General features: G+C 61.5%; 15 protein-coding genes. 8 read left to right on the top strand and 7 right to left on the bottom strand.

Translation table 11 applies throughout. The features are described from left to right. The first annotated feature begins 243 nt into the window (after nucleotides 1-243). Nucleotides 244-1,320: a 3-deoxy-7-phosphoheptulonate synthase gene (locus Q7F16_RS25830; protein WP_003183777.1), complete on the top strand. Its 1,077-nt coding sequence runs from the start codon at nucleotides 244-246 to the stop codon at nucleotides 1,318-1,320. Between the two features lie 83 nt (nucleotides 1,321-1,403). Here the strand turns inward: Q7F16_RS25830 and Q7F16_RS25825 are convergent, their stop codons facing one another. Continuing rightward, nucleotides 1,404-1,685, bottom strand: coding sequence for a GNAT family N-acetyltransferase (locus Q7F16_RS25825; protein WP_014337268.1), 282 nt, complete (start codon nucleotides 1,683-1,685; stop codon nucleotides 1,404-1,406). A 635-nt stretch (nucleotides 1,686-2,320) separates the two neighbouring features. Here Q7F16_RS25825 and oprI point away from each other — a divergent pair. After that, the gene (gene oprI, locus Q7F16_RS25820) at nucleotides 2,321-2,572 is read left to right on the top strand and encodes an outer membrane lipoprotei OprI (RefSeq protein WP_003183784.1); all 252 of its coding nucleotides are present in this window, start codon (nucleotides 2,321-2,323) and stop codon (nucleotides 2,570-2,572) included. 124 nt (nucleotides 2,573-2,696) lie between these two features. On the opposite strand, the gene Q7F16_RS25815 is transcribed toward oprI, so the two are convergent. From Q7F16_RS25815 to Q7F16_RS25805, 3 genes are all read right to left on the bottom strand, one after another. After that, nucleotides 2,697-3,668, bottom strand: coding sequence for a L,D-transpeptidase family protein (locus tag Q7F16_RS25815; protein ID WP_046063754.1), 972 nt, complete (start codon nucleotides 3,666-3,668; stop codon nucleotides 2,697-2,699). A gap of 237 nt (nucleotides 3,669-3,905) precedes the next feature. Next, nucleotides 3,906-4,199, bottom strand: coding sequence for a hypothetical protein (locus Q7F16_RS25810; protein ID WP_003199347.1), 294 nt, complete (start codon nucleotides 4,197-4,199; stop codon nucleotides 3,906-3,908). A 56-nt stretch (nucleotides 4,200-4,255) separates the two neighbouring features. Further along, nucleotides 4,256-4,861, bottom strand: a complete 606-nt coding sequence (locus Q7F16_RS25805) for an arylesterase (RefSeq protein ID WP_014337266.1) — start codon at nucleotides 4,859-4,861, stop codon at nucleotides 4,256-4,258. A gap of 10 nt (nucleotides 4,862-4,871) precedes the next feature. Between Q7F16_RS25805 and Q7F16_RS25800 the strand changes: the two genes are divergently transcribed. The 3 genes from Q7F16_RS25800 to greB are packed head-to-tail and all read left to right on the top strand — an operon-like array spanning nucleotide 4,872 to nucleotide 8,591. Further along, nucleotides 4,872-5,555 (top strand): ABC transporter ATP-binding protein, encoded by a 684-nt coding sequence (locus tag Q7F16_RS25800; protein ID WP_003199342.1) that lies wholly within the window; start codon nucleotides 4,872-4,874, stop codon nucleotides 5,553-5,555. After that, entirely contained in the window at nucleotides 5,555-8,059 is a 2,505-nt protein-coding gene (locus tag Q7F16_RS25795; RefSeq protein WP_079304298.1) for an ABC transporter permease, read from the top strand. Before Q7F16_RS25800 ends, Q7F16_RS25795 begins: the two co-directional genes overlap by 1 nt. A gap of 34 nt (nucleotides 8,060-8,093) precedes the next feature. Continuing rightward, complete coding sequence (gene greB, locus Q7F16_RS25790; protein WP_003199337.1) at nucleotides 8,094-8,591, top strand: transcription elongation factor GreB; 498 nt, start codon at nucleotides 8,094-8,096, stop codon at nucleotides 8,589-8,591. Between the two features lie 8 nt (nucleotides 8,592-8,599). On the opposite strand, the gene Q7F16_RS25785 is transcribed toward greB, so the two are convergent. The 3 genes from Q7F16_RS25785 to Q7F16_RS25775 form a co-directional block, all read right to left on the bottom strand. Beyond that, nucleotides 8,600-8,908: a hypothetical protein gene (locus tag Q7F16_RS25785; protein ID WP_024618163.1), complete on the bottom strand. Its 309-nt coding sequence runs from the start codon at nucleotides 8,906-8,908 to the stop codon at nucleotides 8,600-8,602. A 1,227-nt stretch (nucleotides 8,909-10,135) separates the two neighbouring features. Next, entirely contained in the window at nucleotides 10,136-10,570 is a 435-nt protein-coding gene (locus Q7F16_RS25780; RefSeq protein ID WP_018603042.1) for a DoxX family protein, read from the bottom strand. A 100-nt stretch (nucleotides 10,571-10,670) separates the two neighbouring features. After that, complete coding sequence (locus Q7F16_RS25775) at nucleotides 10,671-12,092, bottom strand: transglycosylase SLT domain-containing protein (RefSeq protein ID WP_046063752.1); 1,422 nt, start codon at nucleotides 12,090-12,092, stop codon at nucleotides 10,671-10,673. 235 nt (nucleotides 12,093-12,327) lie between these two features. Between Q7F16_RS25775 and Q7F16_RS25770 the strand changes: the two genes are divergently transcribed. The 3 genes from Q7F16_RS25770 to Q7F16_RS25760 all read left to right on the top strand — a co-directional run bounded on the left by Q7F16_RS25770 (nucleotide 12,328) and on the right by Q7F16_RS25760 (nucleotide 15,403). Continuing rightward, on the top strand, nucleotides 12,328-13,137 hold the full coding sequence (locus Q7F16_RS25770; protein ID WP_409557327.1) for a TatD family hydrolase: 810 nt from the start codon (nucleotides 12,328-12,330) through the stop codon (nucleotides 13,135-13,137). Between the two features lie 151 nt (nucleotides 13,138-13,288). Then, entirely contained in the window at nucleotides 13,289-14,770 is a 1,482-nt protein-coding gene (locus Q7F16_RS25765) for a methyl-accepting chemotaxis protein (protein ID WP_409557326.1), read from the top strand. A 258-nt stretch (nucleotides 14,771-15,028) separates the two neighbouring features. After that, nucleotides 15,029-15,403, top strand: coding sequence for an Mpo1-like protein (locus Q7F16_RS25760; protein ID WP_046063749.1), 375 nt, complete (start codon nucleotides 15,029-15,031; stop codon nucleotides 15,401-15,403). Nucleotides 15,404-15,416 lie beyond the last annotated feature (13 nt).

The raw sequence follows: 15,416 nt of genomic DNA, 5'->3' as shown, positions 1-15,416 counted from the left end.
CCCTGCACACTATCAGCGCGAGCGGCATGGCATGCAATCTTCAATACATCTGCTCACGAATCTGTTGCAGAGCCATCTCCAAGGCCTTTTCCCCAGCCTATGGGGCATTAAACCCGTCCCAGCCCATTGTCGAGCAGCCTCGTAACGCGATAAGGTTCGGCTCCCCGACGCGCTTAAAATCCGCTGTGCACCGCCGCGCGGGGATCGCTGGCGGCCGGCACCCGTGACCTGACGAGTAACACGATGGCTGATTTACCGATCAATGACCTTAACGTCGCCTCCAACGAGACCCTCATCACGCCTGACCAGCTCAAGCGCGATATTCCCCTGAGCGACGCTGCCCTACGCACCGTGACCAAGGGCCGGGAAGTCATCCGCAACATCCTGGACGGCACCGATCATCGCCTGTTCGTGGTCATCGGGCCCTGCTCGATCCATGACATCAAGGCCGCCCACGAATACGCCGAGCGCCTCAAGGTGCTGGCTGCGGAAGTCTCCGACACCTTGTACCTGGTCATGCGGGTGTATTTCGAGAAGCCTCGGACCACCGTCGGCTGGAAAGGCCTGATCAACGACCCGTACCTGGACGACTCCTTCAAGATCCAGGACGGCCTGCACATCGGTCGCCAATTGCTGCTGGACCTGGCGGAAATGGGCCTGCCCACGGCCACCGAAGCCCTGGACCCGATCTCGCCGCAATACTTGCAGGACCTGATCAGCTGGTCGGCCATCGGCGCGCGCACCACCGAATCCCAGACCCACCGCGAAATGGCCTCTGGCCTATCGTCGGCAGTGGGCTTCAAGAACGGCACCGACGGTGGCCTCACCGTGGCGATCAACGCCTTGCAGTCGGTTTCCAGCCCACACCGCTTCCTGGGCATCAACCAGGAAGGTGGCGTGTCGATCGTCACCACCAAGGGCAACGCCTACGGTCACGTGGTACTGCGCGGTGGCAACGGTAAGCCGAACTACGATTCGGTCAGCGTCGCGCTGTGTGAACAGGCGCTGAACAAAGCCAAGATCAAGCCGAACATCATGGTCGACTGCAGCCACGCCAACTCCAACAAGGACCCGGCACTGCAACCGCTGGTGATGGAGAACGTGGCCAACCAGATCCTGGAAGGCAACCAGTCGATTATCGGCCTGATGGTCGAAAGCCACTTGAACTGGGGCTGCCAGGCGATCCCGAAAGACCTCGCCGACTTGCAGTACGGCGTCTCCATCACCGATGCCTGCATCGACTGGAGCGCGACCGAGAACACCCTGCGCAGCATGCATGCCAAGCTCAAGGATGTATTGCCGAAGCGTCAACGCAGCTGATCGGCCTGCTTCAACGCATAAAAAGCAACACATAAAAAAACGCCGGGCTCTTCAGCCCGGCGTTTTTTTGGGAATCCGTTTTCTCAGAGTTTCGCCGCGTGCCGCTGGTGACGCTCCATGTAGCGCTCCACGTAGGAGCAGGACGGGATCACCGTGTAGCCCATTTCTTCGGCGTATTGCAGCGCCCGTTCGGTCAACGCGGCTGCGATGCCTCGGCCACGCAAGGCGTTGGGCACGAAGGTGCGATAGATGTCCAGGGTCTGCTTGCCCAGGTCCATATAGGTCAGATAGGCACGATGACCGTCCACATTGGTCTCGAACTGATGACCAGCCTGGTCATGGTGGATGGAAACCGCCTCGCTCATCACTACTCCTCGCGGGTCTGAATGCGACCCCTACCTTACCGATGTTTTTCCGGCGAAGGAACATCTACGCCACCCCGTGCCTTCCTGGTCACCGAGCGCCAAAACCGATCCGCTCAAACCCGAGCACGTCGTGAATAGTAGGCACCAATGACGCAAATGCTCAAGGCACGCCTGTCATCGAAGGGGGTAAACCTGGTCGGGTTTATCGATTGAGCGCCATCGTCGCGCTGTAGTCGGTCACGGTGCAAATAGCTGAACATCGCCAGTTGTTGAGTCTTGAGACGAGCGCGCGTAGTTAAAGTCACCGCCAATACCAATAAAGATGCCTGGAGGACTGCACAAAAAATGTACAAAAGTGTAGGTGAATCAATAAACAACGACGTTAGCGAGGGCTGCAAGAGTTCGCCCCGCTGCGGAACTTTTTTCCGCCGACGCGCTCCAGCCAAGGGCTTGGGACTGTATATTTTTTAAACAACCCTAAGAAAAGTTGCTCGAAAAAGAATCACCGCCTACAATTTTTTTGCTTCTTGCGCTACGTCAGTTTACTTACTACAAGTAATGGGTAGTATGTACGCCGGCTAACTCCTCAGTCTGGGGAGACAGTCACTAATAGAAAGTCCTTGAAGGGGAAACCGATGAACAACGTTCTGAAATTCTCTGCTCTGGCCCTGGCCGCAGTTCTGGCTACCGGTTGCAGCAGCGCATCGAAAGAAACCGAAGCACGTCTGACTGCTACCGAAGACGCAGCAGCTCGCTCCCAGGCTCGTGCAGACGAAGCTTACCGTAAAGCTGATGAAGCTCTGGCTGCTGCTCAAAAAGCACAACAGACTGCTGACGAAGCTAACGAGCGTGCTCTGCGCATGCTGGAAAAAGCTAGCCGCAAGTAATAGTCCCTCGGGATTGTTATCGAGCCGACCCATTTTTGGGTCGGCTTTTTTATTGCTTGAGTTTTAGCAGGCAATAAAAAACCCGCCGACATCGCGAAACGTCGGCGGGTTGTTTTCGAGCTTTTTACTGCTGCAAGTCGATCGGCGCGCTCGTAACCATCGGTGCCGAGGTGTTCGGAACAGCGATTTCCACCGGCAGGCCATCTTCGGCCGCTACCACGTCCCGCACCACGTCCCAGTTCATGCGCAAGTTGCTGGTGATGTCTTCACGCTTGAGCATCGCGTTGATCACTGCGGTGTGCTTGTCCACCACCGACGGGTTGCCCTTGTCGTCCAACGGTGTGTGAGCTTCCAGGTACACCTTGCCACCGCTCAAGCCAAGTTTGTAAGGGTCGTTGATGATCCGTACCGATGTACCCACCGGCACCATGCCGGCCATTTCCAGGACGTTGTTGTTGAACATCCGGAAGCAGCCGTGGCTGGTCCGCATGCCGATGCCGAACTTCTTGTTCGAACCATGGATCAGGTAGCCCGGGGTGCCCAGGGTGAACTTGAACGGGCCCAGCGGGTTATCGGGACCGGCCGGCACGACATTCGGCAGCGGGTCGCCGTCGGCGGCGTGTTCGGCCTTGATCGATGCCGGCGGGGTCCAGGTCGGGTTCGGTGTCTTGGCGATGATGCTGGTGTGGGCGATCGGCGATCCCCAGCCCTCACGCCCAATCCCCAGCGGGAAGGTGTAGACCACGTTCCGCCCCTTGGGGAAATAGTAGAGACGGTACTCGGCCAGGTTGATCACGATGCCTTCGCGCGGGCCCGGTGGCAGGATGAAGCGAGTCGGCAGCACGATCTCGGTGCCAGCGCCCGGCAACCAGGGATCGACCCCCGGGTTGGCGGCGACCATCTCGCTGTAGCCCAGGTCATAGGTGGTGCCCAGGTCGGCGAAGGTGTCTTCGTATTTGGCCTTGATGACCTGCACCTGGCCAATGATGTCTTCACCCGGCGGTGGCAGAGGCAGCTCCAGGGCGGCAACGGGGCCCGCCATACACAGGGCGGCAAGAGACAGGCAGCGGGCGACGGCAGGCAAGCGCGGCAACATCCGGGAAATCCTTCGCAGATCGAACAGGGTATGAAAACGGCGATTGTACACTGCCACCTGTTATTTCGGGGAGAGCGGTGGCAGGCGTCCGATGCGCAGCATGTCTGGAACTGAAATGAAACCTGTGGGAGCGAGCTTGCTCGCGATAGCGGTGGGTCTGCTTGCATCAATGTTGAATGTGCCGCCGCCATCGCGAGCAAGCTCGCTCCCACAAGGGACATGTGGGGAGTCAGGGGACTACAGCTCGAACCGCAGCTCCGGCCAGATCGGCGAAGTGCCGCGCTTCTGGGATTCCAGGATCGCCCGGCACAGCGAGCACAGGCGATGATCCTGGAAAATCTTGCGATCGACGCTCGACCAGCGCGGCTGGGCCGGCAGCAGGCTGCCGCAGAGGGTCCGGTCGGCCGAGCCACCCAGCTCCAACTGCCGGGTCACCAGGTGCACCCGTACTTCCTGGCAGGCGAACAGATCCAGCTGCTCGTCAGGCTCGATCAGTTGGTAGGCAAACAGGGACCAGGCGGGACGCGGCATCGGGGGCTCCAAATCGGGGGCGCCACATTAGCCGAAAGCCCGCCCGTAGAAAAGCGTCAAAGCAGCGGTTTCAGCGTCGGCCAGACATTTTCCAGCAACTGGCCCTGGGCCGCGACGGACGGGTGCAATCCGTCGCCTTGCATCATGGTCGGGATGCCACCGACGTCCTTGAGGAAAAACGGCACCAACGGGACTTTCTTCTCCTCGGCCACGGTGCTGTAGACCCGGGCAAAGGCCTCGGTGTAGCGCCGCCCGTAATTGGGCGGCAGTTGCATGCCCAGCAAAAGCACCTTGGCTCCGCTGGCGCGGGCGCTGTCGATCATCGCTGCAAGGTTTTGTTGCAATTGTGTTGGCGGCTGTCCGCGCAAGCCATCGTTGCCACCCAGTTCCAGGATCACCAGGTCCGGCTTATGGGCTGCAAGCAGCGCCGGCAGCCGCGCCTGGCCTCCGGCGCTGGTGTCGCCACTGATGGACGCATTGACCACTTTATCGTCAAAACCCTCGGCCTTGAGCCGTTGTTCGAGCAACGACACCCACCCTTGCCGGGTATCCAGGCCGAAAGCCGCGCTGATACTATCGCCAACGATCAGGACTGTACCCGCCGCTGCGTTCTGGGCCATGCACATCAAGGCCAGGCCGGCACTCAAAAACCACACACGCATCGGATTCTCCATGGGCTCAAGCATTCTCACCGCGACGGACCTTAGCAAAGTGGTCTCCAGCGCGGAAGGTGAACTGACCATCCTGCACGAACTCAGCCTGGAACTGAACAAGGGCGACAGCCTGGCCATCGTTGGCGCGTCCGGTTCCGGCAAATCCACCCTCCTGGGTCTGCTGGCCGGCCTCGACCTGCCCAGCAGCGGCGAGGTGACGCTCGCCGGCCAGGCCCTCAGCGCACTGGATGAAGACCAGCGCGCGCGGATCCGCGCCGAGCATGTCGGTTTCGTCTTCCAGTCGTTCCAGTTGCTCGACAGCCTCAACGCACTGGAAAACGTCATGCTGCCGCTGGAACTGGACGGGCGCAAGGATGCCCGCGAACGTGCCACGCAACTGTTGCAGCGCGTTGGCCTGGGCCAGCGCCTGACCCACTCGCCGCGCCAGCTCTCCGGTGGCGAACAGCAACGGGTGGCGATTGCCCGCGCCTTTGCCGCCGAGCCCGACGTGCTGTTTGCCGACGAACCCACCGGCAACCTCGACAGCCACACCGGCGAGCGCATCAGCGACCTGCTGTTCGAATTGAACAAGGAACGCGGCACGACCCTGGTGCTGGTGACCCATGATGAACGCCTGGCCCATCGCTGCCGGCGCCTGATCCGACTTGAAGCCGGCGAGATGGTCGCCCCTCTGGAGCCTTGATGGCACGCTTGCCGCTGTTGCGCCTGTTCAGTCTCGCTGTCCGTCAATTGCTTCGCGATGCCCGCGCCGGTGAGTTGCGGGTGTTGTTCTTCGCCCTGCTGGTGGCGGTGGCGGCAAGTACCGCCATCGGTTACTTCGGCGCGCGCCTCAACGGCGCGATGATGATGCGCGCCACCGAGTTCCTCGGTGCCGACCTGCTGCTCGAAGGCAGCTCCCCCGCCCGCCCGGAGCAGATCCGCAGCGGCACCGAACTGGGCCTGGAACACGCCCGGGTCGTGGAGTTCTCCAGCGTCGTGGCCACCGACAATGGCATCCAACTGTCCAGCGTCAAGGCGGCCGATGACAGCTACCCCCTGCGAGGCGAGCTGAAAAGCACCCCAACCCCGTTCGCCCCGGAAGAAATCGGCGGACGTCCGAACCCTGGCGAGGCCTGGGTCGAAGCACGACTGCTGACGGCACTGGACCTGAAGATCGGCGACAGCATCGACGTCGGCAACCAGACCTTGCGCCTGAGCCGCGTACTGACTTACGAGCCCGACCGCGCCGGCAACTTCTACAGCCTCACCCCGCGGGTGCTGATCAACCTCAAGGACCTGGAGGCCACCGGCGTGGTCCAACCGGGCAGCCGTGTCAGCTATCGCGACCTGTGGCGTGGCCCGGCGCCGGCGCTGCAAACCTATCGCGACCTGGTCAAGCCGGGCCTTGAAGCCAACCAACGCCTGCAGGATGCCCGCGACGGCAACCGGCAGATCGGTGGGGCCCTGGGCAAGGCCGAACGCTACCTGAACATGGCCAGCCTGGTGGCGGTGTTGCTGTCCGGTGTCGCCGTCGCGCTCTCGGCCAATCGCTTTGCCACCCGACGTTTCGATGCCAGTGCGCTGCTGCGCTGCCTGGGCCTGTCACGCCGGGAAACCATGGCGCTGTTCAGCCTGCAATTGATGGTGCTGGGCCTGCTCGCCAGCATCAGTGGCGCCCTGCTCGGCTGGATCGCCCAACTGGGCCTGTTCGCCCTGCTGCATGACCTGCTGCCCACCACCGTTCCGCCGGGTGGCCTGCTGCCGGCGATCGCCGGGATCGGCACCGGGCTGGTGGCGCTGGCAGGGTTCGCCCTGCCGCCACTGGCTGCGCTGGGCCGGGTACCACCGTTGCGCGTGCTGCGCCGGGACATGCTGCCGATCCCCTCCAGCTCCTGGGTGATCTACGGTGCCGCGTTGGGTGCCCTGGGCCTGATCATGTGGCGCCTGAGCCTGGATCTGGTCCTGACCTTCGCCCTGCTCGGTGGTGGCGTCGTTGCCGCACTGGTGCTCGGCAGCTTGTTGTTGCTGCTGCTCCAGAGCCTGCGTCGCCTGCTGGCCCGCGCCGCCTTGCCCTGGCGGCTGGGCCTCGGCCAATTGCTGCGCCATCCCTTGGCGGCGGCGGGCCAGGCCCTGGCGTTCGGCCTGATCCTGCTGTCCATGGCGCTGATCGCGCTGTTACGCGGTGAATTACTGGACACCTGGCAAAACCAGTTGCCAAAAAACGCCCCGAACTATTTCGCCCTGAATATCCTGCCCAACGACAAGCAGGCCTTCACCGACAAGCTGCTGGCATTGTCGGCGCAATCGGCCCCGCTCTACCCCGTGGTACCCGGGCGTCTCATCAGCATCAATGGCGAGCCGGCCACAGAGTTCGTCACCAAGGAATCGGCCGGTGACCGGGCGCTGCAACGTGACCTGAGCCTGACCTGGGCCGAAGACCTGCCGGCGGGCAACATCGTCACCGCAGGGACCTGGTGGCCACAGCAGCCACCGGACGATATCCCCGGGGTTTCGGTGGAAGGCAAAGTGGCCGAGAACCTCAAGATCAAACTGGGCGACCGCCTGGTGTTCAGCGTGGGGGGTGTCAACCGTGAAGCGAAGGTCACCAGCCTGCGGGAGATCAACTGGGACAATTTCCAGCCCAACTTCTTCATGATCTTCCAGCCAGGCACATTGAAGGATCTGCCGGCGACCTATCTCACCAGTTTCTACCTGGCGCCGGGCCACGACCAACAGATCGTCGACCTGTCCCGGGCCTTTCCGGCGGTGACGATCCTGCAAGTCGAAGCCCTGCTCGAGCAACTGCGCAGCATTCTGGCCCAGGTGACCCTGGCGGTGGAGTACGTGTTGCTGTTTGTGCTGGCGGCGGGGATGGCGGTGCTGTTTTCCGGCCTGCAGGCGACGCTCGACGAGCGGATTCACCAAGGCGCGCTGTTGCGCGCACTGGGCGCCGAACGGCCTCTGCTGGTCAAGGCCCGGCGCATCGAGTTCGGCCTGCTGGGCGCGGTCAGCGGCCTGCTTGCGGCCCTGGGTTCGGAGCTGGTGAGCCTGGTGCTTTATCGGTACGCCTTCGACCTGCCCTGGCATCCGCATCCATGGCTGTTGGCATTGCCGCTGCTGGGGGCGTTGTTGATCGGTGCGGCCGGGGTGTTTGGCACCCGTCGAGCGCTCAACGCCAGCCCGCTGACAGTATTGCGCGAGGGTTGATAGACTCCCGGCTTCGCTATTACAAGAAGTTGCCATGAGCCGTTATCGCCCACCCCGCACCGCCGGCACCGCGCTGATCACCCCCGAGGGTGAAGCGCGGATGCGCGCTGAGTTCCATGAACTGTGGCATGTGCGCCGTCCCCAGGTGACCCAGGCGGTCAGCGAGGCGGCGGCCCAGGGTGACCGTTCGGAAAATGCCGAATACACCTATGGCAAGAAAATGCTGCGGGAAATCGACAGTCGCGTGCGCTTCCTCACCAAGCGCCTTGAAGCGCTCAAAGTGGTCAGTGAAAAACCCAGCGATCCGAACAAGGTGTACTTTGGTGCCTGGGTGACGGTCGAAGATGAGGATGGCAAGGAATCACGCTATCGCATCGTCGGCCCGGACGAGCTGGACCTGAAGCAGAACCTGATCAGTATCGACTCACCGTTGGCCCGGGCCCTGATCGGCAAGGCCCTGGATGCCGAGGTCAGCGTCCAGACGCCTACCGGCGAGAAACGGGTCTACATCGTGGACATCGCGTATCCGTAATCCTCGCCTCAGCGGCGCGTGATCAAGCCCTGCCGGGCGACACGGGTCAGTTGCCGGATCATTTCAGGAGCGTCCGCCGCGCTGGGGGACTGGATGACGGCCAGGTCGAAACTGTCATTGGCGAACCGCGCCAGCGACTCACCGTCTTCGACAAACTGGATCAGGAAAGCGGCGGGCCCGTGGTTGCGACGCGGCCAACCGTCGAGATAGCGCAAGAGCGTTGGCTGGTGAGTGCCGCCCAGGAGAATTTTCGGGTTGCGTTGCACAAGGTTCGCCGTGATCGGCGCAAGACGTACAAGGGGGCTGGGTGCGTTCATCGTGTCGTGTCTCTGCCTCAAAAGTCTGCATGGCAGGTGAGAGGCAACACCGAACCAGCGCTTTAGCGGTATTTCGAAGCCTTGTCTTCCGGCTTCTATCGGCAACTGGATGAGTCACCTGGCGCCCCGCAAGTAGCTGTTTAAATCGGCGCATGAGCGGCATCCTAGAGAAGCTGACTGGCCAGTGTCAAGAATCACTCCGCATAAAAAGGCCCGTCTTGTACCTAATGCTGTTCACCTAAGCCACCATTATTGAAGATTCTGATTATCTGTTCCGAGAGGCATGGTTTGGTGTGTATATCCATTGCTGCGGTAACGGCTGCTTAGGGTTCCGCTCTTACAGCGGGTCACTTTTGGAAGAGCCGGGAGCCGGACCAGCCAAAAGTAACCAAAAGCGCTTTGCCCCACCACTCGGTGCCTCGCCTAGGCTCGGCATGCCCTCACTCCGGCATTGCTCCGTGGGCCGCCGCGAAGGGCCATCCATGGCCCAGCGCGGCCTACCTCGGCGTCCATGCCGAGGTGCCCACTGCGCAATGCCTGCGTTCGGCCAGCGTGGTTAACGGGGCGCCCCAGATCAAGATCCAAAGCAAGAGCAAGAGCGGGGCACATGTCGGCATCTATGTGACTGAACCACCGCTATCGCGAGCAAGCTCGCTCCCACAGGGGGTTGTGGGCGTTCACAACATTTGCACACGATATAAAAACCTGTGGGAGCGAGCTTGCTCGCGATGAGGCCGGCACATCCAACATCACCGCAAACTGACACACCGCCTTCGCGAGCAAGCCCGCTCCCACAGGAAAAACACGGTCCCACCAAGAACCAGGTCGGCTATAAGGCCGCCTCGCGGTGGACGTTGATCTCGGCGCCCCGTTAACCACGCTGGCCGAACGCAGGCATTGTGGAGTGGGCATCCCGGCATGGATGCCGGGATAGCCGCGCTGGGCCATGGATGGTCCTTCGCGGCGGGCCCACGGAGCAATGCCGGAGTGAGGGCACACCGAGCCTAAGCGAGGTGCCAAGTGGTGGGGCAGAAGCGTTTTGGTTACTTTTGCGCTTCTCAAAAGTGACCCGCTGTAAGAGCGGAACCATAAGCCGCCGTTACGCAAAAAACGGATATACACACCAAAACAACAAAACCAAAAAAACGGCGCTTTCCCATTTCTGGAAGAAGCGCCGTTTTTCCGAAGTGAACAGCATCACGTACAAGACGGGTTCAAATCGTGCAGTCAACCCGCAATGGCACGATCGACCGACAGCTTGCCCGCCCCTTCGATCAGCACGGCAATACTGCCCGCCAGCAACGCCAGGGCAAACTCATAACCGTTGTTGGCCATGAACAAGCCGTTACCGATGTGCACAGAGAAAATCGCCACCAGCGACAGGAAGGCCAGGCCCAGTGCTGCAGGACGCGCGAGCAAGCCGATGATCAGCGCCAACCCGGCGAAAAACTCAGTACCGCCCGCCAGTGTCGCCATCACGTAGCCCGGGGTCAGGCCGATGCTTTCCATCCACTGCGCCGTGCCTGCCAGGCCGTAGCCACCGAACAGGCCGAAGAGTTTCTGCGAGCCGTGGGCGGCGAAAATAATACCGACGACAATGCGCAGGACAGTCAGGCCGTAGCCAGCGCGAGTAAACAAGACTTTATTGATCAACGAGCTCATGCGGGTTCATCCCTAGGTGTGTGGTTGTTGGTCGCTATATTAATCAAAAAAACTTGTACTAAAAGCGCAAAAAATGCGAGATAAAAATCGAATTAATCGATTATTTACGCAGGGCAACCTTTTGATCTCCAGGCTCCAGCGACTCGCGTTCACGGTCAAACGCCAAGTAGTACTTATTCACACTATTAACGTAGCTGACGGCGCCCATTCCCACCTGTTCCATGGCAATGCGCTCAACCTGAAAGAACCATTGGTTGGGGTTCAGCCCCCGCCGCCGGGCCTCGGCTCGCATGCCTTGGACGCGTTCGGGGCCCATGTTGTAGGCGGCCAGGACGAAGGCCATGCGCTCGCGCTCGTTGAGCTTGGGGCTGGCAAAGAACTTGCGGCGGATGAGGGCCAGGTACTTGGCGCCGGCCTGCACATTGGCATCCAGGTTCTGGATATTACCGACCCCGACCCGCTGGGCCGCCGACGGGGTGATCTGCATCAGGCCGGTGGGGCCTGCACCGCTGCGGGCGTTGGGTTGCAGGGCTGACTCCTTGAAGGCCAGGGCCGCCAGGTTGAGCCAGTCCATGCCTTGGGCATCGGCATGTTTTTGCAGTACCGGGCGCAGTTTTTCCAGGCGTTGTCGATTGGCCCGGGCCAACGGATAGTGGACCTGGTACAAACGCCGGTAGATACGCAGGAATGCAGCGTCCTGGTTGGAGGGCACCTTATAGGTCACCAGGAATCGATCGATGCTCGCCCGCAGCATGGCGGCGTCACGGCGAACGAACCAATACTCGTCACCCGGCTCGCCGATCAGCACCTGGCGGTCGAAGCGCAGCTTGGGCAGGATCTTGCCCCAGCGCTCCGCGATGGGCTGCTCGACGATGGTCAAATGAAAAATCCCGCCCTGGACCATTTCCAGGACATCCTCCACCGCCAGGGTGGGATCGACCCATTCGATCTTCACCGGCGGCAGCTTGAGCAGCGCCAGCTTCTGGTTGATCTGGCCCACGGCGTCGCCCGCTGCGCTGCCGTTGGGCAGGGCCAGGGTCTTGCCGGAAAGTTGTTCCACGCGGGTGTAGCGCTTCTCGCCCTTGATACCCACCAGCAGCAACGGCACGCCGGTACGGATCGGATTGCTGGCGCTGACCGCCTGGCCAGCCTGGGGCTCGAGCAGCTCACCCGGCGCCACAAGGTCGCCCTCCCCGCGCTGCAAGGCACCGAGCAGTTGGTCCTTGGCCTTGGGAATGATCTTGAGGGTGATTTCCTGGCCATCCCGGGCGTGGCCGTTGAGGTATTGCTCGAAAGCACGCAGCCGATGGTATTCGACGCCGATGGGTTGCCCCTGGACTTCACCGGAGCTGTTGCGGCTCTGGTTGACCAACACCTTCAACACGCGACTGCTGCGGATTTGCGCCAGGTCGCGCACCGTGCCCGGCGCTACCGCCTGCACCGGTCCGGGCAGCCGTGCTTCGGCCGGCATTGGCAACAACAGCGAACAACACAACAGTAGCAATACCTGGGGACGTGTCATCCACTCTCCGGAAGGAATACTGCGGACCGCCTCCCTTGAAAACGAGGCTGAGTCGACAGAAACAGAGCGCCTGGGGCGCTGAAAAAGTGCGGAAGACTGGCACAGTGATGGCTTTTATACCAACCCGATGTGTCTCGCGGCCTTAACAGACAGCCTCAACTCGTTGTAGTTCTTGGCTTTTCTTATAAATCTACAGCTCTGATATGCTTTCCAGCCTTTGGGCCGAGGTAGCACCATGCAACTCATCGATATCGGCGTCAACCTGACCAACCCCAGTTTCGCCGACAAACATCAAGCGGTGCTCGAGCGCGCCTATGAATCCGGGGTCTGCCAACTGGTCTTGACCGGCACCAGTATCGAGGGCAGCGAACAGGCTCTGGAACTGTGCCAACACCTCGACGACACGGGTGAGCGGCTGTTTTCCACCGCCGGCATTCACCCCCACAGCGCCAGCGAGTGGACCGCCGACAGCGCCCGGCACCTCAAGGAGCTGCTGATGCACAGCCGAGTCCGCGCGGTGGGTGAATGCGGACTGGATTTCAACCGGGACTTCTCCCCCCGACCGCAGCAGGAAAAGGTCCTGGAGGAGCACCTTGCCTTGGCAGTCCAATTGCAACTGCCGGTGTTCCTGCATGAACGCGACGCCGACCAGCGCTTGCTGGACATCCTCCGGGATTTTCGCGATCAGTTGCCGGCGGCCGTGGTGCACTGCTTCACGGGTGAAAAAAAGGCACTGTTCAGCTACCTCGATCTGGACCTGCACATTGGCATCACCGGCTGGATCTGCGACGAACGCAGGGGCACGCACCTGCACCCGTTGGTACGCGAGATACCTCGTGGTCGGCTGATGCTCGAAAGCGACGCACCGTACCTGCTGCCCCGCACGCTGAGGCCCAAACCCAAGAATGGCCGCAATGAACCAGCCTACCTGACGGAGGTCCTGCGCGAAGTGGCCTTGCACCGGGGCGAAACCCAGGAAGACCTGGCAGCCCACAGCACTGCCTGCGCCCGGGCGTTTTTCGGGTTGCCCACACTCTCCTCCTGACCTCCCACAAAGGGATCTGATTGTCTGTTGATCCACACAACCCCCTGGGTTCGATGTTGTCTGTTGACCCACATCAAAATCCCGTCACCTGAGTAGCGGCAGAATAATGGCACCTTGCCAATGCTGTTTCCGCTATCAGAGAAGACCTTCCATGGGTGCCTGGCTTAGCAATATCTCGTTGAAATACAAATTCTGGGCGGTCAATGCGGTCGCCTTTGTCACCACATTGCTGCTGGTGCTCTACGCGGTGCACCTCGAACAGCAGGCGCGCAACCACGCAGCCCAGGCGAATGCCCAGGCCCAGGCACACGTGCTTGCTGCCTGGCCGGCCAGCCAACCCCTGCCCAAGGCCGATGACCTCCTGGTATTCCAGCGCGACCAAGTCCCAGTGTTCAACAAACAACCGTTGCCCTCACTGGCCCAGGCCAACGGCTGGGTCAAACTCGACAGCGCGCTGCTGTTTGGCGACGACCCGCTGCTGGGCGCCCAAGTGATCCGTCGAGGTGACGGCCAACAAATCGCCGTGCTGGCCCAAGGTGTGAGCCTGAGCCAAGTGTTCGGTGAACGCTTCAGCCAATACGCCGCAGCCGTGTTCGTGTTGATGCTGGCGATGCTGGGCGCCTCGCAGCTGTTGATCCGTTTTCTGCTCAGCCAGCTCAACACACTCAAAGACGTAATGCTGCACGTGGAAAAAACCGGTGACCTGTCCGCCCGCGTGCCCCTGGCCTGCAAGGACGAAGTGGGCCAGATGGCGGCGGCGTTCAACGCCATGCAGGCCGGTTATCAACGGGTGGTCGACACCGTTGCCAGCACCGCCCGGCAGTTGGACAGCGGTGCGGCGCGCCTGGCGTCGAGCATGAACGATGTTCGTCACGGCATGCTCGGCCAGCAAAGCGAAACCGATCAGGCGGCCACGGCGATCAACGAAATGTCCGCCACGGTTTATCACATCGCCCAGCATGCCGGCGCCACCCGCGACCTGTCGAAAACCGCCGACACCCTGGCCGGCAACGGTCAGGAAGTGGTCGGTCGGGTGCAGCAATCGATCACCGGGCTGTCTTCGGGTGTGCAGCAGACCGCCGAAATGATCCAGCGCCTGGCCGAAGACAGCCAGAAGATCAACGGGGTGGTCAGCGTGATCCACAGCATCGCCGAACAAACCAATCTGCTGGCCCTGAACGCAGCGATCGAAGCAGCACGGGCTGGAGAAATGGGCCGGGGTTTTGCCGTGGTGGCCGACGAGGTGCGCAACCTGGCCAAGCGGGTACAGACCTCCACCGATGAAATCACCACCATGGTCTCGGCCCTGCAGGCCGGGACTCGAGACGCGGTGGATTTCATGCAGGAGAGTTCGCTCAAGGCCGACGATTGCGTGCAACAGGCCCGCGAGGCCGGCGATGCGTTGGCACAGATCACCGCAGCGGTTGCGCAAATGCGCGAGAGCAACACCCAGATCGCTGTCGCGGCCGAACAGCAGAGCCAAGTCGCCGAGGAAATGAACCGAGCAGTGGTGAGCATTCGCGACGTGACCGAGAACACCGTGCGCCAGACCGTCGACTCAGCCACCACCAGCCACGAATTGGCGACGTTGGCGGGCGAGTTGAGCAAGGCGATTGGGCAGTTGAAACTGTAGAACGCTGGCTTGCCCTAGTCCCACTGTGGTGAGGAGATTCTCTCTGTGGGAGCAAGGCTTGCCCGCGATGGGGGAACCTCGGTTCACCAAAGACCGCATCGCGCCCATCGCGGGCAAGCCTTGCTCCCACAGATAAGTCCCTCGCCACAACAGCAAAACTGTATGGCCGCCTATCGCTTCGATAGCCAACCGCCATTCGCCGCCCCGCCCGACCGGACCTATCCTTGGATTATTCAGTTTCATTCAAGGAACAGCATCATGGGCAAACGTCACCCCAATCTTCCGGCCTGGCAATGGCGCGCCTACCCCAACAATCATCGGCACCCCACCAACCTGGTGTTGCACCTGATTGCCGTGCCGCTGTTCATCATCGCGTTTCTGCTGATTGTGTCGGGGGTGTTCAGCTTGAGCCTGGGTGATATCGCCATCGGCATCATCGGCCTGGTCGCGGCGCTCGGCTTGCAACGTCACGGACACAGCCTGGAGGCCCAGGCCTCCGAGCCGTTCAGCGATCGCAAGGATGCCGTGTCACGCCTGCTGGTGGAACAGTTCCTGACTTTTCCGCGGTTCTTTCTCAGCGGTGGCTGGTGGCGCGCCTGGCGGGAGCGCCACCGTCACCACCGCAAGCCTTGACCGAAGCAAGTCT

The sequence above is a fragment of the Pseudomonas sp. Lb2C2 genome, assembly GCF_052112205.1.
GTDB classification, from domain to species: domain Bacteria; phylum Pseudomonadota; class Gammaproteobacteria; order Pseudomonadales; family Pseudomonadaceae; genus Aquipseudomonas; species Aquipseudomonas kilonensis.
Note: the sequence above shows the minus strand (reverse complement) of the source record. Positions and strands in the feature narration are given on the sequence as shown.